Raw genomic sequence first — 25,493 nt, forward strand, 5'->3', positions numbered from 1 at the left:
CTCGGCGCATGAGCGACACGACGTCCGCGCGGCACGTGTTCTGGCGGACGGTGACCGTCGCCGGCCTGTCCACGGTGGGCGCGCTGGTGTGGTCGTCCCGGCGCCGGTCGGCCGGCGGCCGCCACGAGATGCCGGATCTTCCCGGCGCGCACGAGGACGGCACCTTCCACGTCACGCCGGATGGTCGACTCCAGCAGGACTGACCGCCGGCCGGTACTCGTTTCGCCGCAGCAGCGCCCGCGCGCGCTCGCCCGCGGTCATCGCCCCCCACACACCGTGGGTCTCCGGTGTGCGCAGTGCGTGGGCGCGGCACTGCTCGAGCACCGGGCACTGACGACAGATGACCTTCGCGGCGTTCTCCCGCTTGCGTTGCTCGGAACGCGAATAGCACTCCGGGAAGAACGTCTCGGCCGGGTATCCCCGGCAGCTGCCGCGCAGCTGCCAGTTCCACGCGTCCTCCTTCGGCGGGGGCAGGCGCAGGCACTGGGTCCGCGCGAACGACGACAGGGTGGTATCTCGTCGACTCACCGTCCGGCCTCCGTTCATCCGTCTCGGCAGCACCTTGCGACACATCGGTCACAGGTGAGGTCGGTCGGCATGCGGTCGCCGTTACACGACCGTCAACTCCTGGTGCGCAGCACCGTCGTCTCGAGCACCTTCTGCAGACCGCGGGTGGCCGCCTTGCCGGCCGCCGCGGTCGCGCGCTGCACCACCCCGGGCGGCGCTGCCGGTCGAGCACTCACGTCGTCGCCGACGCGCACCGTGCCCGGCGTCGCGACGTCGGCGTAGATGCCGAGGAAGCGGTCGGTGCGCTCGGCCAGCCGGCGCGTCAGCGAGGTGTCGAGCTCCACGCCCGGCTGGGGGCGGGTGGGCACCACGCACCTGATGGTCGGGTTCGTCACCGACAGCACGACGGCGCCGAGCCGCACCTCCCCGCCCACCCACGCCGATTCGGGGAACCCGTCAGCGTCGACGTCGACGAGCACGTTGGGCCGGAACCGCCGGATGTCGTAGGGGTTTCCGTCGGCCGACAGGCTGCGCAGGCTCGCCGTCGTGAGCACATGCACCGGGCTGAGGTCGACGAACGTTCCGGGCGGCGTGGAATAGCGTGCCAGCGTCACCATTTGGCGCGTGGAGAAGACCGACGTGTCCGGCAGCTCGTCGGTGTCGCCCAGCCCGAAGTCGCGACGGACCTGATCGGCGGCGAAGTTGTCCAGCGAGGTCTGCAGCGACATACGGTGCGCGCTGGTGTCTTTCGGCGCCGGCAGCGCCACCAGGCGCACCTCGCGGCCCACCAGCTCGCTGAGCGCCGCGTCGGCCTTCGGGTCGGCGCCGTCGAATTCGCGGCCGTCCGGCATCGTGATGACGACGGCCGGAACATTGCCGGGCCCGGCGTCCTCGGTGGGGTCGGCGGCGTAACGCGCCGAGCACTGCAGCAGGACCGGGATCCGTCGCGCCGAGGCGGTCACGCCCTTCTCCACGTCGCGCACCGCCCACAGCCGGTCGGCGTGCACGCCCCGCCGGTCGATCCGCAACGTGTCGACCCGGGTCCCGCCCATCGACTTGACCGGAAAGCGCCACAGCTCAACGACGTTCATCTCGTATTCCCTTCCACCGCATCCGCGATCGCGGCGCCGAGCCGCCGGCCCGACATCCACGCCGACTCCACGCGCGGCGCGCCCGACGGGCACCAGGCGTCGCCGCACACCCCCAGCAGGCGGTCACTCGTGACCAGGGCGAACTCGGCGTCACCGTGCGTGTCGGCGGGTTTGGCGAACGTCCAACGGTGCACGTGCGTCCACGACGGTTCGACGGTGACGTCGAGCAGCCGGCGCAACGCGGCCAGCACGGGCGCCACCGCGTCGGCGGGCTGGTCGAGATGCCGTCGGGCCCGCGACGCGGTGGTGTGGGCGACGAGCACAGCGGCGCCATCGCCGCGTCGGGACCCGTCGTCGGCGATGAACGACACGTCGGGGTCGTCGTTGACGAAGGCGGCGTCGGCCAGCGACCACGAGCGCTGACCCCAGCCTGCGGCGACGGCGATCACCGGTTCGTAGTCCACCCACTCGCACGCGCCGGGGGCCAACCGCGCCGCCTGCGGGTCGGGCATCGCGAGCACCACCGCGTCGTGATCGAGGTCGTCGAGCGTGTCGATCTCCGTCTCAAACCGGATGCCCTCGGGCACCAGGTCGCGCACCAGGGACCGCAGCCCACCGGAGGTGGCGAAGCGGACAGGCCCCGTGGTGGCGTCGCGCCCGTCGGGTGAGAGCACGTCGAAGGTGTCGGTCCACGGGTGAGCCAGGCCGCGCTCGACCCAGCTGTCGGCGACGGCCGAGAACCCGGAGTCCTTGACCGTGAAGTACGCGGCGCCCACGTCCACGCGGCGGCCCTGCACGGTCGGCGACGCCATCCGGCCGCCGGGCGCGCGTCCCCGCTCGAACATCTCGACGGCGATGCCGCGCTGCGCCAGCGCGTGCGCGCACGCGGCGCCGGACAGTCCCGCTCCGACGACGGCGACGCGTGGTGATGCCATCCCGCCACCGTAGTCACGTCCGGGTCGGCCTGTGAGCACCCCTGCTGACGCCCGCGCAGAAATCGGGGGTTTCCGACCGCATTCTGGTGGGAAGTCCCGCTTTCGACCAGGGCGTGGCGAGGAGGCGGTCATGGCATCACCCACCAGTACCGACGGAGCGATCCGCAGTCTCATTCCGGCCAGGATCGACCGATTGCCGTGGTCGTCGTTCCACACGCGGATGGTGATCGCCCTCGGGGTGGCCTGGATTCTGGACGGTCTGGAGATCACGATCGCCAGCGCGGTCGCCGACACGCTGAGTCAGCCCGAGACACTTGGTCTTTCGTCGGCCGCGGTCGGGCTCCTCGCGACGGTGTATCTGGCCGGCGAGGTGGTCGGGGCGTTGTTCTTCGGACGGCTCTCGGACAAGCTGGGTCGCCGCAACCTGTTCATGGTGACGCTGGGGGTCTATCTCCTCGGCAGTGCGCTGACGGCGTTGACGCTCGGCAACGGCGCGGGCTGGGTGGCGTTCCTGTACGTCACGCGGTTCATCGCCGGCATGGGTATCGGCGGCGAATACGCGGCCATCAATTCGGCCATCGACGAGCTCATCCCGGCGCGCTACCGGGGCCGGGTCGACATCGCGGTGAACGGAACCTATTGGGCGGGAGCCGTACTCGGCACGCTGGGCACGTTCGTGTTCCTCAAGGCAATGGACCTCAGCGTGGGGTGGCGCCTGGCGTTCCTGATCGGACCGGTGCTGGGCCTGGTGATCCTCGTGGTGCGTCGGCATCTGCCGGAGAGCCCACGTTGGCAGGTGATGAACGGCCGGGAGGCGGCGGCCGAGGAGTCGATCTCCTACATCGAACGCGAGGTGAAGGCCACCGGCGCCTCGTTACCGCCCGTCGACGAGAGCAAGGCGATCGAGCTGCGGCCGACGGAGAAGATCGGCTACCTGGCGTTGACCCGGGTGCTCTTCCGGCAGTATCCGAGTCGCTCGATCTTGGGTGCCTCGCTGATGATCAGCCAGTCGTTTCTCTACAACGCGATCTTCTTCACGTACACGTTGGTGCTGGGCAAGTTCTACGGGGTGCCGTCGGAGTCGACGCCGCTGTATCTGATCGCCTTCGCGGTGGGCAACCTGGCCGGGCCGCTGACGATCGGCCATTTCTTCGACACCATCGGCCGCCGGAAGATGATTGCCGGGACCTACATTCTCTCCGGGTTGCTGTTGGCGTTCAGCGCCGTGTTGTTCAACGCCGGAGCGCTCAACGCGCTGACGCAGACCATCGCGTGGTGTGTCATCTTCTTCTTCGCCTCGGCGGGGGCCAGCTCGGCGTATCTGACCGTCAGCGAGATCTTCCCGCTCGAGGTGCGGGCAAAGGCGATCGCGGTGTTCTTCGCGATCGCACAGTGCTTCGGCGCGCTGGGGCCCGTGATCTACGGCGCCCTGATCGGTGACGGGTCCGAGCCGTTCCGGTTGTTCCTGGGCTACCTGCTGGGTGCGGCGGTGATGATCGCCGGCGGGCTGGTCGCCTGGTTCCTGGCCGTGGACGCCGAAGGAAAGTCATTGGAAGACATCGCTACTCCGCTCTCCGCGGAGCAGGCCCCGAGGCGCCGCGGCTCCGTCCGCGCAGAGGGAGCGCAGCTGCCCCGCTCGCCCTGAGCACGTCCGACCGCGGTCGCCGCGGGACCCGTCGTCGCCGACCTATCCCGCGTGCGCCGCAGCCTTTGCCTTGCCGACGGCCCGCGGAAGATGATGCTGTGCGGTGGGCCGGGCTGAGGTGGGGCGCGTGGCACCGGCCGCATCACCGGAGCCGACGGCGCCGCCGGCCGGGTGCGCGCCCGCGGTATCGTCGTCGCTCTTCGTCGCTTCGCCGCTTCGCGGGGACGCCGGCTCGTCGGTGGCCTCTCCCGTGGCGGCCTCTGCGTCGTGCTCCGGTGTCGACGACGGCGGTGCGACTGGATCGGACGCCGCGTCACCGGTGTCCGACGGAGCGGTCTCGGCGCCGTCGTCGGTCGTAGCCGGTCGCGGGTCGACAGGGGCGGCCGGGTGCGCCGACGCGTCGTCGGCGGCCGGTGCAGCGTCCTTGATCGGTGCGGCGTCCTCGGCTGGTGCGGCGTCCTTGGTCGTGAGCGTGACGGTGGCGGCGCCCGCGGACGGGATCGCGGTGACCTCGTCAGTGGCCGGCACCGGGGTCGTCGCTGGAGTCGTCGCCGGGGTGATGGCGTCCTTGACCAGCTTGAGCACCTGCTGCAGCGAATAGAGCGGCCCGCCGGTGTTGAGGTAGAAGGAGCCGTCGTCATTGAAGACGAATCCGGCCGAGCTCAGCAGCCCGCCGGCCTTGACCGGCAGCCCGGGTGAGACCAACGGACCCAGATCGGGGCCGATACCGCCGTTGAGGACGCCGCCGAGGAATACGGCGGGAGCGCTGACCAGCGCGTGGACCAAGGCCTTCGGATCCCCCGTGCCCACGGAACTCACCACGGTCTGGATCGCTTCGGCGGCTGCCGCCGGAATGCTGATCAGCGGGGCGATGAAGCCGCTGACCGCGAGCAGTGTGGCCAGCGGATCTGCGGTGAACGCGTGGATCACGTTGATCACGTTCTGCAACGGCTTGGTGAGGACGTCTCCGAGCACGGGCAGCAGACCGGCGGCCGGCACCACCACTGCGAGCGGAATCTGCAGCAGAGCGTTCGTCGCCCCGGCGATGTTGCCCGCCGCGAGTTCCGTGAACGCGGTGTCGACGAGTTCAGGGACCTGTGTGGTCAGCGCATCGGCCACACCTCCGCCGGCGGTCGCCAGACCATGACCGAGCGCGACGGCGCTGCTGATCTGGTTGGCGATGAGCTGCCCCACCACCTGCCCCGGGTGAGTGTTCTCGAGCAATGTCTTGAGGTTCGCGCCGGCTTCGAGGAACACCGTGCGGTAGAGCTCCAGCGGGTCTGACGCCGCGGTCAGCCCCACGTCGGTAAACAGGACGTGGGGCGAAAGCGCTTGCGGCAGAGAGAAGTTCGCTGCAGGCAACACCGCGGAGGCGGCAATGACGGTGGCGCCGAGAAGGGCCACGCCGGCGGCGGCTGGTCTGCGATCGATGGCGTGCATAACGGTATCCCTGCTGTGTGGACTCGGTAAGTTACTGACGGGTAAATTCGTCAGCCGCGCTCACTCAATCACTGAAGACCGGTGGTGCCCATCGCACGAATTGACGATCTTTGGCCGCCTCAGGGGTACCCGCGCGCGGTGCCGAAGTCGTCCGTTCATGCGAGGACATGGCGCTGCGGAATGACACCGCCGCGGCGACGCGTTGTTCAGAGGACGAAAGACAGGACCACTCATGTCGCAGTCCGCATTGGCGGGACGCCACGATGCGATGTCCGTGGCGCTCGCGGCGCTGCGGTCGTCGGAGCGCACTGGGCGCGGATCGGTGGTCGTCGTCAGCGGTGAGCCCGGCATCGGGAAGTCGGCGGTGGTGAACGCGGTCGCCCAGGAGGCCCGGCGGTCCGGGTTCCGGGTTGGCACGGGCAAGGCCGAGCAGGGCGATCAGATCGCCCCGGGCGCGCCCTTGCTGGTGGCGCTGCGCTCGGGCGCCCAACCGCTGCTGACCGACGACGCATTCGCCGGCTTGGCGTCGCTGTACGACAAACCGTTGTGGCTGGTGGACCGGATCAGCATCCTGCTCGGGGAGCTCTCAGCGCAGGCCCCCACGCTGATCGCCATCGATGACGTCCAGTGGGCCGACCGGTTGACGATGTTCGCCCTGAGGGTCCTACCCTCCCGACTGGCGGACTCTCCGGTGGTGTGGGTATTCGCCAGCAGGCTGCTGCCCGGCGATCCGCTCACAGAAATCGTCGGGGGTGTCCACGATCCGGCCATGATCGCCCGAATCCCCCTCGGCCCATTACCTTTCGGCGATATCGAGCAGCTCGCGGTGGACCGGCTGGACGCCCCGCTGACCGAACACACCCGCAGCCTGCTGGCCGGTGTGGGCGGCAACCCGTTCTTCGCCGTTCAGGTCATCGACGGCCTGGCGCGGCGACACGAGCGTGGAGAGTCCCCGAGCGATCTGCACACCGAGTTGGCCTACGGTGTACACGCCCGGCTGGCCGGGCTGTCGGAGTCCGCGGTGGCGCTGACCCGGCTGACGGCGGTCTGGGCCCGCAGTCTCGCCGTCGCCGATGCGGCCGAACTGCTGGGCGGGATCTCCCACGCTCACGTCTGGTCCCTGGCGCGGGAGTCCGCGGCCAACGGACTGCTGCGCACCTTCGACGACACCGTCTCGTCGCCCCACGACCTCATCCGCGACGCGGTCTACGCCGACATCCCTGCCGATGAGCGACGGAACCTCCATCGACATTGCGCCCGGCACATTCTCGGCCGCGGCGGATCCCCGCTTGCGGCTGCGGCGCACCTGCGGGCCAGCGCGGAGCATGACGACGAGGAGACTGTTGTCGCACTGCTCGACGCCGCGCGCGAATGCCAGGGGTCGATGCCCGATCAGGCCGCCGAATTCGCCCATCAGGCACTGCACCTCACCACCCCGTTCACCTCGCTGTGGCTGCGCACCGGGGAGCGTGCCGTCGAGACGCTGGTTGGCGTACAGCGCGAAGGTGAGGCGTTGACCGTGGCGCGGAGGTTGCTCGCCGCGGCGCAGGACCCGGAGACGATGGCGCGCATCGAAGTCCACGTGTGCCGGGCTCTCTGGCACGCCGGCGACTACGTGGGCATGGCGCAGCATGCGCGCCGCGCGGCGGGCCGCGAGGGTCTGTCCGACGCGCTGCGCGCCCGCCTGCGCGCGGCCGAGGCACTGGCCGCGTCGCGCAATCAACCCGCCGCCTCCGCAGAAGCCATGGCACGCAATGCCTTGGCCGAGGCACGCCGCCACAGCGACGAGCATGCTCAGAGGATGGCGTCGGTGGCATTGATCGAAACCGCGCGCAACGAGGGACGCCACTTCGTCGCGCTCCGCCGCTTCGCCGACCTGAGGACCCTGTCCGACTCCTCATACCTCGCCGAGGAGATCCGAACGCTGCAGCACCTCGACCGCTACGACGACGCCCAGCTGTTGCTGGACAGGATCGGCCGGGCGCGGGACCGCGACGACGACCAACTGCCGTCCATCCTCTACGCCCAGATGTGGCAGGACAACGACCTCGGCCGACTCGACGCGGCCGAAGCGGGAGCGATCAGGTTGCTGCGACTGGCCGACGAGACCGGAAACAACGGGTTCTGGTTGAACGCCACAACGGTCCTCGCCGCGGTGGCCGCCCGTCGGGGCGATCTGGGTCGCGCCGCAGATCTTCTGGCCCCCGCAGACGACCGGCTCCGAGCCGACGCGCAGTCCCTACGCCTCCAGGTGGTGGGCGGAATGCTGAAGGCGATCACGGGAGATGTCGGCGCCGGCATGGCGATCCTGGCGCCGCTGATCGACGACGAGGGCGACGCGCGGGATCCGTGGCAGTGGACCGCACCCTGGATGAGATTCCTAGCCCGCATGGGCCTGAACGCGGGCGATCGGCGATTCGCCGGTAGAGCCGCCCGCGTCGCGGAGCTTGCCGCGGAGCGCAATCCCGGCATCGCGACCTTCGAGGGGACCGCCCTGCACATCCGCGGGCTGTTGAACGACGACGAGGAGGTTCTCGCCGAGGCGGTGACGGCGCTACGCGGGTCACCGCGGCCTCTGTTGCTCGCCGACGCCCTCACCGACTTGGGCGCGGCGCTGCTGGCCGGACGACGCCGGGACGACGGGATGACCGCACTGACCGAAGCTGGAGCCATCTACCGTGAGGCAGGCGCGACGGCCGGAAGCAGCGCCGTAGCAGCTCACCTCCCCCGGGAGAGCCTGGTGGACGGTAACTCTGGAGTCAGGCCCGGGCGCCCCAGCTCCGGCTGGGCGGCACTGACCCCGACCGAGCTGCGGGTCGTCGACCTGATCACCCGCGGACACACCAACCGGTCGGCGGCCACTGAGCTGGGGGTCTCCACCCATACGGTGAACACTCATCTGCGTGCTGTCTTCCGCAAGCTGGACGTGCGATCGCGGGTTCAGCTCACCATCGTCGCCGGGGAACGCCGCGCCGACGGGATCGACGCCGACATCGCGGGCTGAGGCAGGTCGCGGCGAAGACGGTGTTCGACGACGAGAGCTCCTTATACCGAACGCATTTCTTCATCAGCGTTTCGCGCGTTGTCACAGCCATGGTGGCCCGCTGGAGCGCCCGCCCTCGGCCTGGGACTCGCAGGCAATGCCGTTGCCGTCCCGAGGTCGTATCGGTCCTCGAACCCTGGACGTAAACGGGTCCGTTACCCGGAGCCGCTGGCACAGTCGACGTCGCTGGCGATCCGCACGCAGGCGCCCACGTGGTTCGGATCGCAGTCAGAGCCCTGCAGGGGAACGGGAGCCACCGGGTGTGCCCGCGTGGGCGATGGGGGCGCAGGCCAGCAGCCCGGCAAAGCCGATAGTTACGGTTGCGCGATAGTGCCCGGCCTAGTTGGGCGAGGGTGGGCGCTGGGGGTCGAACGGTTCGTACCACCACCAGTGGGCGCGTTCGCCGGTGGGTCCGCGGCAGGGCGCGACCTCCGGTGGTGCGGTGGTGGGTGGGCGGGCCAGGGATCGGTTGGTCAGGGGTCGGCCGGCGCGGTCGGTGACGACGAGCCGGTCGGCGGGTCCGGTGATGGTGATGGTGCCGCGGTGATGCGCCCGGTGGTGATAGGGGCACAGCAGCACCAGGTTGTCCAGGTCGGTGGGTCCGCCGTCTTCCCAGTGCCGGAGGTGGTGGGCGTGCAGACCCGCGGTGGCGCCGCAGCCCGGGACCGCGCAGCAGCGGTCGCGGTATTCCAGGGCGCGGCGCAGTCGCCGGTTGATCACCCGGGTGGACCGGCCCGCGCCGAGGATCTGCCCGTCGCGGTGGAACCACACCTCGCAGGTGGCGTCGCAGCTCAGGTACTGCCGGTCGCCGTCGGAGAGCAGCGGCCCCAGATGCAGGGCGGCGATCTTGTCTTTCACGTCGACGTGCACCACCAGGGTGGTGCGCTGCCCGTGCGGGCGGGCGGCGGCGTCGGCGTCCCAGCCGGCATGAACGAGTGCAACGAACGCGTCGCCGGTGGTGGGCATCGGGGGGCGGGTGGCCGTGGGGTCGAGCGCTTTCCACTGCGCGATCAGGGCATCTTTGTGGGACTGCAGCGCCGCCTCGAACTTCGCGGCCTCGACGTGCGGCAACCGGATCTGCCAGCAGGTGTACTGCTCGTCGGTGGTGTGGCTGATCGTGCACACCGGCTCGGGCACCACCTCAGCCTCGGCCTCAGGCTCGGGTTCCGGCTCGGGTTCGGGCTTGGGTTTCGGTTTGGGGGCGAGGTTGAGGGCGGTACGCAGCTGGCTGACGGTGGCGGTGCGGGCCAGCTCGGCATAGTGGGCGTCGGAGCCGTCGGCGGCGCGCTGGGCGATCACGCCGACCTGATCCAGCGACAGCCACCCCTCGCGCAAACCGTCGACGCAGCGGGGGAACTCCTCGAGGCGGTGGGCCACCGCGGCGAGGACTTTGGCGCGGGTCGGGGACACCCCGGTCTTCCAGGCCACCAGGTTCTCCACCGAGCGGGCGCCCGCGGCGGACCACAGCCCGTCGCGGTCGATCTCGGCGACGATCGACACGATGCGGCCGTCGATCGCGTTGCGCTGACCGGTCAGCTCGGCCAGCTCGTCGAACAACACGTCCAACCGCTCATCGATACGCCGGGAGGCGACCAAAGACGTTGCCGGCGAGGACATGCCACCATCCTCACAGAGGGGTCCGACAAATCAGCGCCGGAAGAGTCGCACCTTCGAGCGACGCTGATCGCCCTCCACACCGATCCATTCCGTCGAGCCGTAGCTCAGTGATCTGGCACCGGTGCGGAACACCTCGAGGCTGCCGTCGGCGTGCTCAAGGTAGGTATCACCGAAGCGCATGTAGGTGTCGAATTGGTCGTCGGGCAGCGTGACCTTGACGGTCATTCGGTCAGCGCACCTTCTCGGGAATGGCGTTGAGCGTGTGCAGGATTCGAACCGCGAGGTCGTGCGCAGCCTCACTCTTCAGCTTGGAATGCTGGGTGATGGTGTCCGCGACGAGGTCGACGCGAAGGTCGTACGGTGAACGGATCGACGGTGGCGATGCCATGGGGAATTCCTTTTCAGTCGGGCCTGTTTCGCTCGGTGACCGAGCCGCCCGATAGTGATGAGCCTACGCGCATTCGCGCCGGATCGGGTCGGCCGTGACTGCCGAGGAGTACGGTCGAGCCATCGGGACCACCTAGGCCCCCGGAAGCAAGGGGCTCCTCATGTCCGACAAATCTCCCCGCCAGAACATGTCCAAGAGTTCCGGCAAGTCGATCAAGGAGAAACGGGCCGCCAAGAACGCCAAGGCGGAGGCGAAGAAGTCGACAACGGAGACGTTGTTCGACAACAAGAAGCACTGACGAGTAACAGCCTCCCGCGTCGCGCCGGAACTGCGCTTGGTCGACCAGTGCCTGATATCGACGCGCCGCGGCCAGAAGAGCCTGTCCGGACCCCTATGTGACTCGCATCACATGGGCGTAGGTTGAAGGTTTGGGTTCCGTCGGCGTTGGAGGTCCCTGTGAGCGCAACACCCACCTTGAAGAAGGCGCTCAACCAGCGCCAACTCACCATGATCGCCATCGGCGGTGTGATCGGAGCGGGCCTGTTCGTCGGCTCCGGCGTCGTCATCGGCGGCACCGGTCCCGGCGCCTTCCTCACCTACGGCATGGCCGGCGTGCTGATCATCATGGTGATGCGGATGCTGGCCGAGATGGCCGTGGCCAACCCCTCCACCGGATCGTTCGCGGACTATTCGCGTAACGCGCTGGGGCACTGGGCGGGCTTCTCCGTGGGCTGGTTGTACTGGTACTTCTGGGTCATCGTGGTCGGCTTCGAAGCCATCGCCGGGGCCAAGATCATCCAGTACTGGATCGACGTCCCCCTCTGGCTGTCCGCGTTGGTGTTCATGATCCTGATGACGGCGACCAACCTGTTCTCCGTCGCGTCCTACGGCGAGTTCGAATTCTGGTTCGCCGGCATCAAGGTGGCCGCCATCATCGCCTTCATCGCCCTCGGCGGCGCGTACGTCTTCGGACTGTGGCCGGGTAAGTCGGCGGACTTCTCGAACCTGACCAGTCACGGCGGTTTCACGCCACTGGGATTGGGCGCCATCACCGTCGGCATCGTGACGGTGATCTTCTCGATGGTGGGCGCAGAGATAGCGACGATCGCCGCGGCGGAGTCCTCCGACCCGGAGCGTGCCGTCGCCAAGGCGGCCAACTCGGTGATCCTGCGCATCCTGATCTTCTACGTCGGCGCGGTGTTCCTGCTGGTCACCATCCTTCCGTGGAACGACGACGCCGTGTCCGCGTCACCGTTCGTCGCCGCCTTCACCAAGATGGGGATCCCCTACGCCGACCACGTGATGAACGCGGTGGTGTTGACGGCGGTGCTGAGCTGTCTCAATTCCGGGATGTACACCGCGTCGCGGATGCTGTTCGTGCTCGCGGCACGGCGGGAAGCCCCGCCCGCCCTGGTCAAGGTGACCCGCCGCGGCGTGCCCGCGAACGCGATTCTGGCATCGTCGGTGATCGGGTTCCTGTGCGTGATCGCCGCGGCTCTGTCGCCGGATACCATCTTCGCGTTCCTGCTCAACTCCAGCGGCGCGATCATCCTGTTCGTCTACCTGCTCATCGCGATCTCGCAGATCGTGCTGCGCTACCGCACCCCGGATTCCGAACTGCGCGTGAAGATGTGGCTGTTTCCCGTGCTGTCGATCCTCACCGCGCTGGGCATCGTCGCGATCCTCGTCCAGATGTTCATCGACAAGGCGCTGCGTTCGCAGCTGGTGCTGAGTCTGCTGTCGTGGGCGGTGGTGATCCTGCTGTTCGCCGCGAACAAGTGGTTCGTGAACAAGCGTCCCCTCGAACCCGTCGAGACTCCGACCGCCGCCCCGCACCGCGTTCTCGTGCTCGCGAATCAGACCCTCGACTCGCACGAACTCCTCGCAGAACTGTCGCGCATCGGCGCTGACCGCGACGCGCGGTACCTGGTGGTGGTGCCTGCCAGCCCGGTGGACACGGGAGCCGCGGCCACGCACGGCCCCCGTGACGTCACCGAGGCCACCCAGGAGGCCGCGCAGGCCCGGCTCGACGCCACGCTGTCGGCCCTACGCAGCGAAAACCTGGACGCGGAAGGCGAATTGGGTGACTACCGTCCACTGCGCGCGCTGGATCACGCCGTCGAGACGTTCGATCCCGACCAGATCGTGATCGCGACGCTGCCGCCGGAGCTGTCGATCTGGCAGCGCTTCGACGTCGTGGACCGCGCCCGGTCTCAATTCAAGGTGCCGGTCACGCACGTCGTCGCGAAGTCAGCGGTGGGCAACCAGGTTCCCCGATGACGATCGTCGCGGGCGTCAACGCCAGCGGTCAGGCGTCGGCGCCGCTGCATCTGGCGGCGCAGCTGTCCCGCTGCACAGGCGACCGGATCATCGCGGTGGCGATCGTCGAACGGCCATGGCCTCCGAAGCTGGACCCGGTCGAGAACGAGTACCTCGATTACATTGGCGCGCAGGCGCAGAAGTCTCTCAAGCGCATGGTCGACCAGCTTCCCGACGATCTGGACGTGTGGCACGTCGTGCACCAGGCCGCCTCGGTCCCCGAAGGCCTGACCGAGCTCGCGGCCGAATGGAACGCCGACGTCGTGGTGGTCGGCTCGTCGTCGACGGGTCTGCTCGGCAGAGTCGCCCTCGGCAGTGTCACCGATCGCCTGGTGCACACCGCGGCGGTTCCGGTGGCCATCGCGCCGCGCAGCTATCCCGCGCAGCGCGGGAGGATCGAGCGGCTGACGGCCGCCTACGGCGGCCAGGCCGACGCAGTCGGACTGGTAGCCGCGAGTGCGCAGTTGGCGCAGCGGTGGTCGGCGCGACTGCGCATCGCGTCGTTCACCGTGCGACCGGTGACGATGTTCAGCGGCGCCATCGAAACGGGCGCCGAAGACCTCGTCGTCAAGCAGTGGGCCCGGCGGACCCAGGAGGAGATCACGGCGCAACTGGAGAAGGCGCGGTCAGGCATCGACACCCTCGACGCCGAGGTCGTGATCGGTGCCGGGGCGACGTGGCGGGACGCGGTGGACGCTGTTCCGTGGGCCGCGGGCGACATCCTGGTGCTGGGCTCCGGCGCGGCCGGGCCCGCAGCTCAGGTGTTCCTCGGTTCGGCTGCGGCCCGCATCCTGCGGCACGCTCCGGTGCCGACGATGATCGTGCCGCGGCGAGAGACAGCCTGACCGGTCAACGGCCGCCGACGACCGACGGTGAGAACAACCACGCTGTGAGCCACACCGTGGCCCCGACGACGATCAGCGCCCCGGGGATGTGCAGGTTCAACGTGCCGCCGTCGCCGAGGCTCGCCTGGACGAACGAATAGACGAACACCACCCCGGCTACCACGGCCGCCCACCACCCGCGGCCGCGCGAGTACGCAAAGCCCGCCAACGCCGTCATCAGGCCTCCGGTGACGACATGCAGCGCGATCGCCGCGCCGCCGTGGACGTCCTCCAGTCGGTGGTCCTGCACCAGAGTCCCGGCGGTGAGGAAGAGGACGACGAACACGGCAACCGACGCCAGCGCGAAGCCCCGGGCCGTGAGGAGGAACGGCCTCGCTGATGTCCGCGCATCGGTTCCTGCCATCATGTGCCCCTCTCGTCGTCACGATCCCGTCCCCCGACAGTACCGACGCCGGGCGGCAGGGCGGCATTACAGAGATTCTTCGCGGCGTGGCGGCCTGGAAGCATTGCAGGGGAACACCTTTCGTGACTTCTCACGAACGGTGAGTACATCGCCGCCACCGGCGGGGCCAGCGCCCTACCGGTCGGTTCCGTTCCGTTCGGACCGTCCATCGACCGATTCGCGCAATAGTCGGACGGTGTCACCCACGTCCACGGTCACGGCGTCCTCGCAGGACGGCGACATGAACGCGATCCCGAGCAGACCGTAGAAGTCACCGGTCGCGGCGAACGTGTGCGCACGGGCGAACAGTGGTTGCGCATCGAAGACTCGCACCCGCAGCTTCTCCCGGCTCAATCTCCCCAACTCTTTGCCGGTTTCGGGATCTGTCACCGTCGGGCCGGTGGCCGAACTCACCACGAAGATCATTCCCGGCCGCACCCCGGCCTCGCTGCCGCGGTTGATGACCAACGTGTGGTCGTCTTCGATGAGGGCGACCTGGCCCGTGATGGCTGCTCCGGTCACGATGCCGCCAACGAATCGCTTTCTCGCAGAGCTGGTGTCGGCTCGGTCCCGGCTCGAATCCGTGGCCGCAGGGCGTAGTCGTCTGAGCGAAGCGACAGGTCGCTGCAGCTTGCGGTGTCCTGCTCCGTACCCAGTGTGAGCTCGACGGCCGTCTTGGCTTGAAAGAGTGCTATCACCGCCTGCTCGTGACGTTCGGTGCCGAGAGACGTCAGAGCCACCGCGAGTTTCCGGTCGACGTAGTGGACCGACCGCTGCAGGTCTGAGGTGGCCGGCTCCGGGCGTTGCGGGTCGGCCCGCGGTGTCGCCTCCGCGGCGAGGCCGTTGTACCAGCGGTGCGCGAGAGCGCCGAGGACGCCGGCGCACACCGGGATGACGACGACGGTGCAGAGCAGCCCAAGGGTGTTGCCGAGTGTGATCGCGCCGACGATGCCCGACAGCATCAGCACGCCGGCGCCTGCGAAGAGCTGCACCGCGGGGGGCACTGCTGCGATCATCCGACCGGCCCCCGTGACCGCGCGAGCCAACGCCCGGGCGAAGCCGAGCACGAATCCGACGAGGCTCCTGGCCGCGCGCAGCGCCGCGCGGCCGGCCGCGTCGGCTTGCTCGCGGGTCACCGGGGACTTCGGCATCGACCACGTCCGCTGCCGGCGGACCGCGGCAGAGACCTCGGGTTCCGCGGGCGGCTCTGCGGGCCGATCTGCCGTGACGGCGGCGACAGACTCGTCGAACGTCTCCGACGTCGGGACCCCGGAAGTCACACTGGCATCATCAACCACACCGGTATCATCGCTCGCCCCGGACGGATCGCAACCCTGGCGCGCCGACAGAACAGTCAACTGCTGCACTCCGCCCCGCCCGGCTCGCGGCGCGGCGTCACCGCCCCGGTGCCTGCCCGGCCGGATGAATGCGTCGGGTCCGCCGCGCGGCCAGCGGAGTCACCGGCGGTCGCGAGAATGCGCGGGCCACCCGCAGTAGGCCTGCGCCAGATAGCTGGACCCCGCGGCGGACTCCGCGAGCGCCGACAGCTCCCCGATCTGGCGACGCACATCGAACGGCTCGGCGTCGGGCAGCCGGTGCAGCAGCGTCGTCATCCAGTACGAGAAGTACTGCGCCTTCCAGACGCGGGCCAGCGCCCGCTCGGAGTAGACATCCAACGCGTCGAGATCACCGGAGCCGAGCGCGGTCTGGACCGTCTCGGCCAGCACCCGCACATCGGCCAGCGCGAGGTTTAGCCCCTTGGCGCCCGTCGGCGGGACGGTGTGGGCGGCGTCGCCGGCCAGTGCCATCGCGCCGTAGCGCATCGGCTCCTGGACGAAGCTGCGGAACGGCAGCACCGACTTGTCGATGATGGGGCCCTCTTTGAGGGTGTGCCCGTTGGCCTGCAGCCGATTCTGCAGTTCGGTCCAGATCCGGTCCTCGCTCCACGCGTCGGGATCGTCGTCGGGTGCGCACTGGAAGTACATCCGCTGCAACTGGGCCGTGCGCTGACTGATCAACGCGAAGCCCTGCTCGGAGTGGTTGTAGATGAGTTCGTCCGCGCTCGGCGGGGCTTCGCAGAGGATCCCGAACCAGGCGAACGGATACTCGCGGAAGTACTGGCGCCGCTGATCCTCGGGTACGGCGCGGCGACAGACACTGCGGGATCCGTCGGCGCCGACCAGGATGTCGGCGCGTACCTCGTGCCGGGTTCCCTCGGCGTCGGTGAACCACATCGCGGGACGGCCGGTCAGGTCGCCCACCGCCACGTCGGTGACACCGAAGCGGACGTCGCCGCCGTCCCGCGCGCGGACGTCGGCCAGGTCGATGAAGATCTCGGTCTGCGGATATAGCCGCGTCGAGGATCCGCAGCCGTCGGCGAAGTCGATCCGGTGCAGCGCACCGCCGAAGCCCAACTCGATGCCGTCGTGACGGACGCCCTCGCTCAGTACCCGCGTCGAGGCGCCGCTGTCGACCAGAAGCCGGACGCTGTCCTCTTCGAGAATGCCGGCGCGGTGGGTCTCTTCGATCTCCCGGCGTGCGCGGAGGTCGATGGCGACGGAGTCGATTCCGGCCAGATGCAGCAGGTGCGTCAGCATGAGGCCCGCGGGACCGGCGCCGACGACGGCCACCTGGGTACGGGTCACGGTCGGCGACGAGGAAGACATGGTTCGAGCATCGCAACGCACCGTGACCGGGACCACTCCCGGCTTTCACTGACCGGAAGTCATGTGCCGCTCGTGGTCGAGCGAGCGACCGATTCCCCCGGCGGCGACCCGAAGTGCCACGGTCAACCGCGTCAGATGGGACTCGAGGGTGGGCACCACGATGCCGAGCGCGGCCACCACTGCGCCGTCGGCGACGATGGGGACGGCCAGCGAGCAGGCGCCCAGGCTCATCTCCTCGCGGGTCACCGCGTAACCGTGCTCGCGGACCCGGGCGAGTTGACGGTTCATCCGTCCGGGTTGGGTGACGGTGTAGGGCGTGACGGGCGTGAGGTCGGCCAGGACCCGGGTGATCACCGATTGCGGCGCATGCGCGAGCAGCACTTTGCCGACTCCTGTGGCGTGCAACGGGAGTCGCGAGCCGATCGAGCTGACGACCGGCACCGACGCGTGACCCATCAAGCGGTCGACGTAGAGCGCGGTCAGGTCGTCGCGCACGGCGAGGTGCACCGTCGCGTGCGTCGCGGCGTAGAGGTCGTGCAGGTACGGCGAGGCGATGTCGTGCAGTCCCCGCTGCACCGGCGCCAACATGCCGACGTCCCAGAGCCTGCGCCCGACGACGTAGTGGCCGTCGGCATCTCGTGCCAGCGCACCCCAGGACACCAGTTCGGCGATCAGGCGGTGGGCGGTGGGACGCGGGAGGCCGGTGCGGTCCGACAGTTCGGTCAGCGTCAGCCGGCGGTGCTCCTCGTCGAAGGCGCCGAGCAGCGACAGAGCCCGGCCGGCGACCGTGACGGCGGGTCGTTGCGCGGGACTGTCCCCCATCTCACGATGGTGCCATTGCGGCGGTGCGGTTCGCGGGCACGGTGGCGAGCGCGGCGATGGCCAGCAGGGCGGCCAGCGCGAAAGCGTAGAACCCCCACGGGTAGGCGATGCCGAGGCTGACCAGGGCCCCGCCGAGGAACGGCCCGACGATCGCGCCCACGCGGCCCACGCCGGCCGCCAGTCCCAGTGCGGTGCCGCGGATTTCGGGCGGGTAGAGCTCACTGACGAACGCGTACACCAGCACCTGGGCGCTGAACACGAAGATGCCGGCCAACAGCACTGCGGCGTAGACGATCACGGTGTTGCCGATCTTGATGGACAACAGCGCGAGCGCTACCGCGGCGACACCGAACCAGAGCAGGACGGTGGGTTTGTTGCCTTTGCGGTCCGAGATCAGGCCCGCGACCAGCAGACCGATGACCGCACCGACGTTGAGGGTCAGCAGCAGCGCGATACCGCCCTGGATGGAGTAACCGGCGGCGCCCATGATCGAGGGCAGCCAGGTGTTGAGGCCGTAGACCAGCAGCAGGCCCATGAACGAGGCCGTCCACAGTCCGATGCTGACGGCGAGGTAGCGTCCGCGGACGACGTCGCGCGGCCGGTTGACCTTGTCGAACGACTCGCTGGAGCGGGCGGCCAGGAAGGTCTCCGATTCCGGCAGCTTCCACCACATCAGGGGCAGCACGGCCAGGCCGGCGAGGCCGCCGACGACGAACATCGACTCCCAGCCGGCCGACGCGATGAGCAGCAGACCGAGGATCGCGGTGATCACCGCGCCGACGTGATAGCCGGTCATCAGCCGGGTCATCGCCGTGCCGGATCGGCCCTGCGCGGCGTGCTCGCTCATATAGGCCAGCGCGGTCGGCAGGCAGGCGCCGAGGCCGAGTCCGGCCACCACGCGGAAGACGATGAACCAGAGGATCGACGGCGCGACCGCGGTGAGCAGGGTGCACACCGAGAACAGCGCGATGCAGGTCAGCAGCGTGCTGCGCCGGCCGAACCGGTCGGTGAGGGGGCCGACGGCAACGGCGCCCAGGCCGACGCCGGCCAATCCGAGCGTCGAGGCGAGCGTCAGGGATTCATTGGTGAAGCCGAGCGCGGACTGTTTGGCCAGCGTGGGGATGACGGCGCCGAGGACGACGAGGTCGTACCCGTCCAGGGCGACGGCGAGCCAACAGAGCACGACGGGCCACCTCGAGCGTCGTGGCGTCCGGGAGGTCGATGCGAGGGACATGCCTGTACGCAAGCAGGATCGTGTGACGGGGGCCACGTTCGGCTTCCGGTGAATGGAAGTGCCTGTGAACCGGAGCCGGGAGCGCGCATCACCCCTGTCAGCCTTCGTGCTGGGTGCGGTGGACCATTTCGAGGTAGGCCGCCGCGATCCCCGAAGCCATGAACGAGGTCTCCACGTCCGTCCCGGACGGAATGCCACCGGGCACCAGATCGAGGACAGATTCACGGTATTGCTCGGGGACGGCGGTATGGCGGGTCGCCAGAAGCGCTTCCCGCGCCGCAGGGGGCAACGCACCCCACCAGTCGTCGAGGCGCAGCCGTTCGTCTTCGAGCAGATTGGCTTCTGCAGCGCGCAGCTGCCACCGCGGCTGCTGCGGTGTCTCGTCTCGTCGCGCCACGGCGATGTGGCCGGCGATGCGGTCCACGACACCGAACGGCAGGTATCCGTGCGGGTTGGCCAGCAGCGCGGCTTGCTGACTGCGGTCGAGTTGGTAGAGCCACGCCAACGGCGGTGTTCTCGTCATCACTCAACGCTACGCACCGGGAACGTTTGCGAGTCCCGTTGGCGGGTAGTGCTCTGTCGAAGCCCTTTCACCCGCTGCATCGTTCTGGATGTGGCCCACCTACTCGCGCCCCGCGACTGCGCCACCGCCGCAGGCCGCTATCGAGGCGACCGTCGCAGGGTTCCGGCCGTAGCCGCGATCGGCCTGCCGTACAACAGTTTTCCCTCCGGTGCAGTCGACCGCCGGACGTACCGATCACAACTTTTGAATGGACGCAATGACACTCACCGATACTGTCAAGAGCGCGGCGACACGCCTGTCTGTGAAGACGCGGGACTGGCGCGCCGCACGTCAGGAGATGTCGGAATCAGACATCTCCCCCGACGCGGGCGTCGCCGGTTCGCGGGCCAACACCGACGGCAACGACGGAAGCTATGTCGGTCGCACCAGCCCCCAGTTCGACGCCGAGGTCGAACAAAGCGGCGCCGAGGCCCGCAGCGAAGCGACGCGGCTCCTCAGCGGCCACGGCCAGTGAGCGTGCGGCCCGTGACGCCCTGCGAACCCACCGATCTCCCCGCCCGACGAGCTTTCCGCTCACCTGAAGGACTCCAGCGATGACAACACTCGACGATGTCGGCACCCTCACCGCCGCGCACCATCCCGCCGATTGGGCGGACATCGACACCGAATCCGTGGACACGGTGCGTGTGCTCGCCGCCGACGCGGTCCAGAAGGTCGGCAACGGGCACCCGGGGACGGCGATGAGCCTGGCGCCCCTGGCGTACACGCTGTTTCAGCGCCAGATGCGCCACGACCCCAGCGACGTGCACTGGCTCGGCCGCGACCGCTTCATCCTCTCTGCCGGCCACAGCAGCCTGACCCTGTATCTGCAGCTTTACCTGGGTGGGTTCGGGCTCGAACTGTCCGACATCGAGTCGCTGCGCACCTACAAGTCCAAGACCCCCGGTCACCCCGAGTTCCGCCACACCAAGGGCGTGGAGATCACCACCGGCCCGCTCGGTCAGGGGCTGGCGTCGGCGGTGGGCATGGCGATGGCGTCGCGCTACGAACGCGGCCTGTTCGACCCGGACGCACCGGCCGGTGAGAGCCCGTTCGACCACTTCATCTACGTCATCGCCTCCGACGGCGACATCGAAGAAGGCATCACCAGCGAAGCGTCCTCGCTGGCGGGCACCCAGCAGCTGGGCAATCTGATCGTGTTCTACGACAAGAACCAGATCTCCATCGAGCACGACACCAACATCGCGCTGAGCGAGGACGTCGCCGCGCGGTACCGGGCCTACGGCTGGCACGTGCAGGAGGTCGAGGGCGGCGAGAACGTGGTCGGCATCGAGCAGGCGATCGCCGAAGCCAAGAAGGTGACCGACAAGCCGTCGTTCATCGCCGTGCGCACCATCATCGGCTATCCGGCCCCCAACAAGATGAACACCGGCAGCGTGCACGGCTCGGCGCTGGGCGATGACGAGGTCGCCGCAACCAAGACCATCCTGGGCTTCGACCCCGACAAGACCTTCGAGGTGCGTCCCGAGGTCATCCAGCACACCCGAAAGCTGGTGGAGCGCGGACGCGAGGCTCATGAGAAGTGGCAGCCGTCGTTCGACGCGTGGGCCGAGCGCGAGCCCGAGCGCAAGAAGCTGCTCGACCGGCTGACCGCCGAGGAACTGCCCGAGGGCTGGGACGCCGACATCACGCACTGGGAGCCCGGTTCCAAGGCCGTCGCCACCCGCGCCGCGTTCGGTCAGGTGCTCAACGACGTCGCCCCCAAACTCCCCGAACTGTGGGGCGGCTCGGCCGATCTCGCCGGTAGCAACAACACCACGATCAAGGGCGTGAAGTCGTTCGGTCCGCCGTCGATCTCGACCTCGGACTTCGAGGCCGACTGGTACGGCCGGGTGTTGCACTTCGGCATCCGCGAGCACGCGATGGGCGCGATCCTGTCGGGCATCGTGCTGCACGGGCCGACCCGCGCGTTCGGCGGCACCTTCCTGCAGTTCTCCGACTACATGCGCCCCGCCGTGCGACTGGCCTCGCTGATGGACATCGACACCATCTACATCTGGACCCACGATTCGATCGGCCTCGGTGAGGACGGCCCCACCCACCAGCCGATCGAGCATCTGGCNGGCCTCGCTGATGGACATCGACACCATCTACATCTGGACCCACGATTCGATCGGCCTCGGTGAGGACGGCCCCACCCACCAGCCGATCGAGCATCTGGCAGCGTTGCGCGCCATCCCGAACCTGTCGGTGGTGCGCCCGGGCGACCCGAACGAGACCGCCTACGCCTGGCGCAGCATCATCGCCCGCGGCAACGGCAGCGGCCCGGTCGGTTTCATCCTGACCCGTCAGGCCGTCCCGGTGCTCGAGGGCACGGCCTTCGACGGAGTCGCCAAGGGCGGCTATGTCCTGGGCGGCGGCAACCCGATCGACGACGCCGACGTGATGATCATCGCCACGGGTTCAGAACTGCAGATCGCGGTCGAGGCGCAGAAGATGTTGCGCGACAAGGACGTCGTCGCCCACGTGGTGTCGATGCCGTGCCTGGAGTGGTTCGAGTCGCAGCCCCAGCAGTACCGCGACAGCGTGCTCCCGCCGCAAGTGTCGGCACGCGTGGCGGTCGAGGCCGCGGTAGCGCAGAGCTGGCACAAGATCGTGGGTGACGCCGGCGAGATCGTCTCGCTCGAGCACTACGGCGAGTCGGCCGACGACAAGACCCTGTTCCGCGAATTCGGGTTCACGCCAGACGCGGTGGTCGCCGCCGCCGAGCGGTCCATGAACAACCAACGAGACTAGGCAACACAATGACCCAGAACTCCAACCTCGCGGCCTTGAGTGCCGCAGGGGTGTCCGTATGGCTCGACGATCTGTCCCGCGAACGACTGCAGTCGGGCAACCTGAAAAACCTGATCAACACCCGCAGCGTCGTCGGCGTCACCACCAACCCGTCGATCTTCCAGGCGGCGCTGTCCGAGGGCGACGCCTACGACGCGCAGGTCAAGGAACTGGCCGAGCGGGGCAGCGACGTCGAGGCGACCGTCCGCGCCGTCACCACCGACGACGTGCGCGACGCGTGCGACCTGCTGACCGAGACACACGAGGCCACCGACGGCGTGGACGGCCGGGTGTCCATCGAAGTCGATCCGCGGCTGGCCCACGATGCGGACAAGACGATCGCCGAGGCGATCGAGCTGTGGAAGATCGTCGACCGGCCCAACCTACTCATCAAGATTCCGGCGATGGAGGACGGCCTGCCCGCCATCACCGCCGTGATCGCCGAGGGCATCTCGGTCAACGTCACCCTGATCTTCTCCGTCGAGCGTTACCGCCTGGTCATGGACGCCTATCTGGCAGGCCTGGAGAAGGCCAGGGAGGCCGGCCGCGACCTGTCCCGGATCCATTCCGTCGCCTCGTTCTTCGTGTCGCGTGTCGACGGCGAGATCGACAAGCGACTGGAGGTCCTCGGCACCGACGAAGCCCTGGATCTGCGCGGGCGGGCGGCAGTGGCCAACGCGCGCCTGGCCTACGGCGCCTACCAGGAAGTGTTCGAGGTCGGAGATCGCTTCGCCGCGCTGGCCGCCGACGGCGCCCGCCCACAGCGCCCGCTGTGGGCGTCGACCGGTGTGAAGAATCCGGACTACTCCGACACCCTGTACGTGACCGAACTGGTCGCCCGCGGCACCGTCAACACCATGCCGGAAAAGACACTCGACGCCGTCGCGGACCACGGCGACGTCACCGGCGACACCATCGCGGGCACCACGCGCGACGCGGGAACCGTGTTCGACCGGCTCGACACGATCGGCATCGACCTCACCGATGTCTTCCTCACCCTGGAGAACGAGGGCGTCGACAAGTTCAAGAAGTCCTGGCAGGAACTGCTCGAGACCACCGAGACCCAATTGCACGCCGCGACCTGAGGAGCGAGCCGCATCACGGGTCACGAAGCCGCCCGCGAGAACGATTAGGCTGTCGGACATGGCTGGATCGATGTCGGAGAAGCGAACCGCGGAGATCGTAGCGAAATTTGTTACGGCACAACGCTTCACACGCGAAGAGGTGTTCTCCGAGTCAGATCCCGTTCCCGCGCAGGCGGGTGCGCACGGATGGTGGTTCCGTGAAATCCCCGGCAATATCGACGTCTCCGGGTGCGAAGAGCGCGATGGCTGGACGCTGCTCTACGTGGGAGTGAGCCCCGGCCCGCCGCGCGCCGACGGTAAACCGCAGACCCCGCAGGATCTCCGCAAACGCATCCGCTACCACTTCGGTGCGGGCAACGCCGGTGCCGACGGTTCGACGCTGCGCAAATCGTTGGGGGTGCTGCTCGGCAGCGAACTGGGTTTCGCGCTGCGCCGGGTCGGTTCCGGTAAGCGCCAGACCTTCGCCGGCGGTGAAGCGATCCTGACCCGATGGATGGCCGAGAACGCCACAGTGTCGTGGGTGCTGCACCCGGAGCCCTGGCACCTCGAAGCGAAATTGATCAAAGCGCTCCAATTGCCCTTGAACTTTCAGGACAACGAGCGCAACGCCTTCGCCCCCGAGTTGAAGAGGCTGCGCCGGGAGGCGGGGGTCAAAGCGGGCAAGATGCGGGTGCTCGCCGAGTGGTCCTGACGCACAACGTCATTAAGAGCAACTCAGAACTTGTCCAGTCGCGCCAGCTGAGCTCGATACAAGGCCGGCAGCTTCGCCGCGAGGGCCGGATCGAAGTCGCCGCGCGGTCCGGGCGTGTACTCCGCGGTCACCAGTAATCCGCGATGAGTGCCCACGATCATGGCGATATCCCATGCGAGGGATTGTGTGGCCGTCGCGGTTCTCGTGTGCATCTGCACGCTGACCGCCTCAGGCGGGATCGGACCGAACTGGGCAGCGTCCAGGCGGGTCGTTGAACGCAGGGCCGGCGTGGTCATGGAGAACGTCGCGCATTTCTCGACGAGACCGTCCGCGTCGACGGGGCGCGGAGTCAGGGCCAGTTCGACACCGATCGCGGCCCCGTTGGCGGAGCGCAGCGCCAGCACCTTCTGCGTAGCCTCGCCCTCGGATTGAAAGATGCCGCACTCCGGCGGGGTGACGGGGGCCGGACCACCCTGCGGTGCGCCGATGATGGTGCCCCATTGCGCGCCGGGTAACGGGGGCACCGTGCGCTGGTCGACCGGCATCTTCTCGGTGAGGAAGTAGAGGTCGGGCAGCACCGGCGGGCCGGCACGCCGTTCCACGCGAACGTCGAGGCTGAGCAGGACAACGATCCCGGACAGCGCCATCACCACATTGAATGCGGCAAGAGATGCGCGAAGGCGTTGTCGGATCCGGGGCTGTCCCACGCACCGTATTCGGCGCGGAGCCGGGTTCGGACTGTGCAGGCATCGTGCCGCCGGCTCACGTCGCTGAGCTGCCCATACCGCGTCGTAGGCACATCAGAGTGCTTGCGTACGCAAATGCCTCGCTGATGAGAACTGTGAAGACGATCCGATTTACAGCTGTCGACTTCGTCAAGAGGTTGGCGACGAGGAATCTGGTACCTATCCTGAATCGGCGGGCCGGACGCCGCCAACCGGGTGGGAGCAGATATGAACACATTCGCAGCGCGACTGAACCGACTCTTCGAGACGGTGTATCCGCCAGGGCGCGGACCGCACACTTCCGCCGAAGTCGTCGCGGCGCTGAAGGCTGAAGGCCTGACGATGTCGGCCCCCTACCTGTCGCAGCTGCGATCGGGAACCCGGACCAATCCGTCCCCCACGACCATGGCCGCGTTGGCCAACTTCTTCCGGATCAGACCTGCCTTCTTCACCGATGACTCCTACTACGCGAAGCTCGACCAAGAGTTGACCCTGCTGGCCGGCCTTCGCGACGAAGGTGTCCGCCGTGTCGCGGCACGGACGATCGGACTGTCACCACAGGCGCAGCGCGATCTCGTGGACACCGTCGACGAACTGCGGCGCAGGGAGCAGCTCGCCGACGATCCCGTCGCTTGATCGG

27 protein-coding genes are annotated in these 25,493 nt (G+C 68.6%); 12 read left to right on the top strand and 15 right to left on the bottom strand.

What is annotated here, in order from left to right; genetic code table 11:
- Positions 1-8 precede the first annotated feature (8 nt).
- A complete protein-coding gene (locus tag MCHUDSM44219_RS19180; protein WP_048419836.1) occupies positions 9-203 on the top strand; it encodes a hypothetical protein in 195 nt (64 codons plus the stop codon).
- Here MCHUDSM44219_RS19180 and MCHUDSM44219_RS29100 read toward each other — a convergent pair.
- The 3 genes from MCHUDSM44219_RS29100 to MCHUDSM44219_RS19190 form a co-directional block, all read right to left on the bottom strand.
- Complete coding sequence (locus MCHUDSM44219_RS29100) at positions 172-528, bottom strand: WhiB family transcriptional regulator (RefSeq protein WP_236695518.1); 357 nt, start codon at positions 526-528, stop codon at positions 172-174. The genes MCHUDSM44219_RS19180 and MCHUDSM44219_RS29100 overlap by 32 nt on opposite strands.
- Before the next feature lie 92 nt (positions 529-620).
- Entirely contained in the window at positions 621-1,598 is a 978-nt protein-coding gene (locus MCHUDSM44219_RS19185; RefSeq protein ID WP_048419837.1) for an MOSC domain-containing protein, read from the bottom strand.
- On the bottom strand, positions 1,595-2,533 hold the full coding sequence (locus MCHUDSM44219_RS19190; protein WP_048419838.1) for an NAD(P)/FAD-dependent oxidoreductase: 939 nt from the start codon (positions 2,531-2,533) through the stop codon (positions 1,595-1,597). The genes MCHUDSM44219_RS19185 and MCHUDSM44219_RS19190 overlap by 4 nt, the downstream gene beginning before the upstream one ends.
- Before the next feature lie 130 nt (positions 2,534-2,663).
- Here MCHUDSM44219_RS19190 and MCHUDSM44219_RS19195 point away from each other — a divergent pair, with 130 nt between their 5' ends.
- Positions 2,664-4,178, top strand: coding sequence for an MFS transporter (locus MCHUDSM44219_RS19195; protein ID WP_048419839.1), 1,515 nt, complete (start codon positions 2,664-2,666; stop codon positions 4,176-4,178).
- Between the two features lie 42 nt (positions 4,179-4,220).
- Here MCHUDSM44219_RS19195 and MCHUDSM44219_RS19200 read toward each other — a convergent pair whose 3' ends face one another.
- Complete coding sequence (locus MCHUDSM44219_RS19200; protein WP_048419840.1) at positions 4,221-5,618, bottom strand: hypothetical protein; 1,398 nt, start codon at positions 5,616-5,618, stop codon at positions 4,221-4,223.
- A gap of 232 nt (positions 5,619-5,850) precedes the next feature.
- On the opposite strand from MCHUDSM44219_RS19200, the gene MCHUDSM44219_RS19205 reads away from it, so the two are divergent.
- Positions 5,851-8,622, top strand: a complete 2,772-nt coding sequence (locus MCHUDSM44219_RS19205; protein WP_048419841.1) for an AAA family ATPase — start codon at positions 5,851-5,853, stop codon at positions 8,620-8,622.
- A 378-nt stretch (positions 8,623-9,000) separates the two neighbouring features.
- On the opposite strand, the gene MCHUDSM44219_RS19210 is transcribed toward MCHUDSM44219_RS19205, so the two are convergent.
- From MCHUDSM44219_RS19210 to MCHUDSM44219_RS30375, 3 genes are read right to left on the bottom strand one after another with little or no spacing between them, the layout of a single operon-like run.
- Positions 9,001-10,278, bottom strand: coding sequence for an HNH endonuclease signature motif containing protein (locus MCHUDSM44219_RS19210; protein ID WP_048419842.1), 1,278 nt, complete (start codon positions 10,276-10,278; stop codon positions 9,001-9,003).
- Between the two features lie 30 nt (positions 10,279-10,308).
- Positions 10,309-10,503: a hypothetical protein gene (locus tag MCHUDSM44219_RS19215; RefSeq protein ID WP_048419843.1), complete on the bottom strand. Its 195-nt coding sequence runs from the start codon at positions 10,501-10,503 to the stop codon at positions 10,309-10,311.
- A 4-nt stretch (positions 10,504-10,507) separates the two neighbouring features.
- Complete coding sequence (locus tag MCHUDSM44219_RS30375; protein WP_165762028.1) at positions 10,508-10,666, bottom strand: DUF6307 family protein; 159 nt, start codon at positions 10,664-10,666, stop codon at positions 10,508-10,510.
- 160 nt (positions 10,667-10,826) lie between these two features.
- Between MCHUDSM44219_RS30375 and MCHUDSM44219_RS30380 the strand changes: the two genes are divergently transcribed.
- From MCHUDSM44219_RS30380 to MCHUDSM44219_RS19225, 3 genes are all read left to right on the top strand, one after another.
- Positions 10,827-10,964 (top strand): hypothetical protein, encoded by a 138-nt coding sequence (locus tag MCHUDSM44219_RS30380; protein ID WP_165762029.1) that lies wholly within the window; start codon positions 10,827-10,829, stop codon positions 10,962-10,964.
- A gap of 158 nt (positions 10,965-11,122) precedes the next feature.
- Positions 11,123-12,946, top strand: a complete 1,824-nt coding sequence (locus MCHUDSM44219_RS19220; protein ID WP_048419844.1) for an amino acid permease — start codon at positions 11,123-11,125, stop codon at positions 12,944-12,946.
- The gene (locus tag MCHUDSM44219_RS19225) at positions 12,943-13,830 is read left to right on the top strand and encodes a universal stress protein (protein WP_048419845.1); all 888 of its coding nucleotides are present in this window, start codon (positions 12,943-12,945) and stop codon (positions 13,828-13,830) included. Before MCHUDSM44219_RS19220 ends, MCHUDSM44219_RS19225 begins: the two co-directional genes overlap by 4 nt.
- A gap of 4 nt (positions 13,831-13,834) precedes the next feature.
- On the opposite strand, the gene MCHUDSM44219_RS19230 is transcribed toward MCHUDSM44219_RS19225, so the two are convergent.
- The 7 genes from MCHUDSM44219_RS19230 to MCHUDSM44219_RS19260 form a co-directional block, all read right to left on the bottom strand.
- The gene (locus MCHUDSM44219_RS19230) at positions 13,835-14,233 is read right to left on the bottom strand and encodes a hypothetical protein (protein WP_048420004.1); all 399 of its coding nucleotides are present in this window, start codon (positions 14,231-14,233) and stop codon (positions 13,835-13,837) included.
- Between the two features lie 174 nt (positions 14,234-14,407).
- Entirely contained in the window at positions 14,408-14,794 is a 387-nt protein-coding gene (locus MCHUDSM44219_RS19235) for a hypothetical protein (protein WP_109777841.1), read from the bottom strand.
- Positions 14,791-15,552 (bottom strand): hypothetical protein, encoded by a 762-nt coding sequence (locus tag MCHUDSM44219_RS19240; protein ID WP_236695519.1) that lies wholly within the window; start codon positions 15,550-15,552, stop codon positions 14,791-14,793. The genes MCHUDSM44219_RS19235 and MCHUDSM44219_RS19240 overlap by 4 nt, the downstream gene beginning before the upstream one ends.
- A 177-nt stretch (positions 15,553-15,729) precedes the next feature.
- Positions 15,730-16,938 (bottom strand): 4-hydroxybenzoate 3-monooxygenase, encoded by a 1,209-nt coding sequence (locus tag MCHUDSM44219_RS19245; protein WP_048419847.1) that lies wholly within the window; start codon positions 16,936-16,938, stop codon positions 15,730-15,732.
- A gap of 45 nt (positions 16,939-16,983) precedes the next feature.
- Entirely contained in the window at positions 16,984-17,760 is a 777-nt protein-coding gene (locus MCHUDSM44219_RS19250) for an IclR family transcriptional regulator (RefSeq protein ID WP_048419848.1), read from the bottom strand.
- 1 nt (position 17,761) lies between these two features.
- Positions 17,762-18,994 carry an MFS transporter gene (locus MCHUDSM44219_RS19255; protein ID WP_048419849.1) on the bottom strand — a complete coding sequence of 411 codons (1,233 nt, stop codon included), beginning with the start codon at positions 18,992-18,994 and terminating at the stop codon, positions 17,762-17,764.
- Between the two features lie 97 nt (positions 18,995-19,091).
- Positions 19,092-19,517, bottom strand: coding sequence for a hypothetical protein (locus MCHUDSM44219_RS19260; RefSeq protein ID WP_048419850.1), 426 nt, complete (start codon positions 19,515-19,517; stop codon positions 19,092-19,094).
- A 256-nt stretch (positions 19,518-19,773) separates the two neighbouring features.
- Here MCHUDSM44219_RS19260 and MCHUDSM44219_RS30040 point away from each other — a divergent pair, with 256 nt between their 5' ends.
- The 5 genes from MCHUDSM44219_RS30040 (at position 19,774) to MCHUDSM44219_RS19280 (ending at position 24,128) form a co-directional block, all read left to right on the top strand.
- Positions 19,774-20,031 (top strand): hypothetical protein, encoded by a 258-nt coding sequence (locus MCHUDSM44219_RS30040; RefSeq protein WP_048419851.1) that lies wholly within the window; start codon positions 19,774-19,776, stop codon positions 20,029-20,031.
- A 79-nt stretch (positions 20,032-20,110) separates the two neighbouring features.
- The coding region (locus MCHUDSM44219_RS31220) for a transketolase family protein (RefSeq protein ID WP_413783625.1) at positions 20,111-21,639 on the top strand (1,529 nt) is incomplete at its 3' end.
- An 11-nt stretch (positions 21,640-21,650) separates the two neighbouring features.
- Positions 21,651-22,313, top strand: a complete 663-nt coding sequence (locus MCHUDSM44219_RS31225) for a transketolase-like TK C-terminal-containing protein (RefSeq protein WP_413783626.1) — start codon at positions 21,651-21,653, stop codon at positions 22,311-22,313.
- A gap of 8 nt (positions 22,314-22,321) precedes the next feature.
- Entirely contained in the window at positions 22,322-23,437 is a 1,116-nt protein-coding gene (gene tal / locus MCHUDSM44219_RS19275; RefSeq protein ID WP_048419852.1) for a transaldolase, read from the top strand.
- Between the two features lie 58 nt (positions 23,438-23,495).
- On the top strand, positions 23,496-24,128 hold the full coding sequence (locus MCHUDSM44219_RS19280) for a GIY-YIG nuclease family protein (protein WP_048419853.1): 633 nt from the start codon (positions 23,496-23,498) through the stop codon (positions 24,126-24,128).
- A 23-nt stretch (positions 24,129-24,151) separates the two neighbouring features.
- On the opposite strand, the gene MCHUDSM44219_RS19285 is transcribed toward MCHUDSM44219_RS19280, so the two are convergent.
- On the bottom strand, positions 24,152-24,775 hold the full coding sequence (locus tag MCHUDSM44219_RS19285) for a hypothetical protein (RefSeq protein WP_131722330.1): 624 nt from the start codon (positions 24,773-24,775) through the stop codon (positions 24,152-24,154).
- Between the two features lie 306 nt (positions 24,776-25,081).
- Between MCHUDSM44219_RS19285 and MCHUDSM44219_RS19290 the strand changes: the two genes are divergently transcribed.
- Positions 25,082-25,489, top strand: coding sequence for a helix-turn-helix transcriptional regulator (locus MCHUDSM44219_RS19290; protein WP_048419855.1), 408 nt, complete (start codon positions 25,082-25,084; stop codon positions 25,487-25,489).
- The last annotated feature ends 4 nt before the right edge of the window (positions 25,490-25,493 follow it).

It is taken from the genome of Mycolicibacterium chubuense (genome assembly GCF_001044255.1).
Lineage (GTDB): Bacteria > Actinomycetota > Actinomycetes > Mycobacteriales > Mycobacteriaceae > Mycobacterium > Mycobacterium chubuense.